The sequence below is a fragment of the Anaerococcus sp. NML200574 genome, from assembly GCF_026131665.1.
In the GTDB taxonomy this organism is placed as follows: domain Bacteria; phylum Bacillota; class Clostridia; order Tissierellales; family Peptoniphilaceae; genus Anaerococcus; species Anaerococcus kampingae.
Genome location: NZ_JAMXSM010000066.1, coordinates 1 through 1,459, shown reverse-complemented (window position 1 = coordinate 1,459; position 1,459 = coordinate 1). Strand labels below are relative to the sequence as shown.

The 1,459-nt window shown below is 29.1% G+C and carries 2 protein-coding genes; both read right to left on the bottom strand.

The window, feature by feature from the left end; genetic code table 11:
- The coding region (locus NH286_RS10625; RefSeq protein ID WP_265238784.1) for an IS3 family transposase at window positions 1-870 on the bottom strand (870 nt) is incomplete at its 3' end.
- Window positions 870-1,418, bottom strand: coding sequence for a helix-turn-helix domain-containing protein (locus tag NH286_RS10620; RefSeq protein ID WP_106461041.1), 549 nt, complete (start codon window positions 1,416-1,418; stop codon window positions 870-872). The genes NH286_RS10625 and NH286_RS10620, both read right to left, overlap by 1 nt.
- Window positions 1,419-1,459: the final 41 nt, after the last annotated feature.

Genomic DNA, 1,459 nt, shown 5'->3' with positions numbered 1-1,459 from the left:
GATTTTTTCTTTCGACCTATTTTCTCTATATTCTACTGGACTCATAAAGCCTAATTTCTCTTTTATTCGTTCATTGTTGTAATAGTCCATGTATTTAATTATTGCTCTTTCTAATTCTTTGTAGCTATGAAATGTTTTTTTGTTGTACATTTCTTGCTTTATTATTGAGAAGAAGTTTTCCATTATGGAGTTGTCTAGGCAGTTGCCTTTTCTTGACATTGATTGGATTATGTCTTTATATTTTAACTTTTCTACATATCTTGGTATCTGATACAGCCAGCCTTGGTCTGAATGGTAGATTACTTCTGTTTGATCTTTTGTTATTTCTAATGCTTTATCTAGGGCTTTTTCTACTGCTGCATAGTTTGGGCTTTTACTTATTGAATAACTTATTATTTCTGAGTTGTACATATCTAAGTATGGGTTTAAGTAAAGTTTTTTTATTTGATAGTTGTTTGATTTGTCTTTTTCATAGTATTTGAATTCTGTTGTGTCTGTTGTTATTTTTTTGTGTGGTTTTTCTGATTTGAAATTTCTATCTATTATATTGTCTGCTACTTTTCCTACTTCTCCTCTATATGAGTTGTATTTTCCATTTTTCTTGTGATATGTTCTTACTTGTAGGTTATTTTCTTTTATTATTCTATGAACTTTTTTTATGTTTATTTTTATGCTTCTGCTTAGATATCCATGGATTCTTTTACATCCCCAATCTTCATGTTTTTTTCTTATTTCTAGTATTTTTTCTAGTATTTCAGCGTCTGGATTTTCTTCTTTTTCTTTTCTTTGCCAGTACATGTAGGTTGATTGGCTTATTTTTACTACTTTTAGTATGTCTTTTAATTGATATTTCTCACGGAGGCTGGTTATTACTTTGCAGATTGCTCTGGTTTGTTTGTATTGTTTATCGCATCTGTCAAGTCTTCTTCTAATACCAACCTCCTGAGTTCTTTTAAATAGTCATTTTCTATTCTTAGGTGGAGGTTTTCTTCTAGGATTTCTTGGATTTCTTTTTCGGTGTAGTCTTTCTTTTTATTTTTCTTCTTCATGTCTAAGTATTCTTCCTTTAAATCTATTGTTAGATTGATTTTAGGGAAGTTTTTTTCTTTTTGAAAGTTTTTTACCCAAGAACTTACTGTTTTCGGATCTCTTATTCCAAATTTATCAGATATTTCCCTAAAATTTAAATCTCCTGTTAAGGCACATTTTATCACACTTTGCTTTATTTCTAAAGGATATTCGTTGATTTTAGGATTTTCTAGACTAGTTTCACCAAATATTTTGCTTTTTCTTACCCATTCTCTTATGCTTTTGGGACTTTTTATTTTATATTTTCTTGCTAATTTATTTAAACTTATTTCGCCTTCTTCGTATTCTTTTATTACTTTTTTCTTTAATTCTAAACTATATTTTTTCATTGCAGCCTCTTTTCTAGCTACAACTTTTGGGGAGTCCTACA

Bases quoted from the DNA above. Each gene is read 5' to 3' on its own strand.
- NH286_RS10620 (WP_106461041.1), bottom strand. From the start codon at position 1,418: ATGAAAAAATATAGTTTAGAATTAAAGAAAAAAGTAATAAAAGAATAC.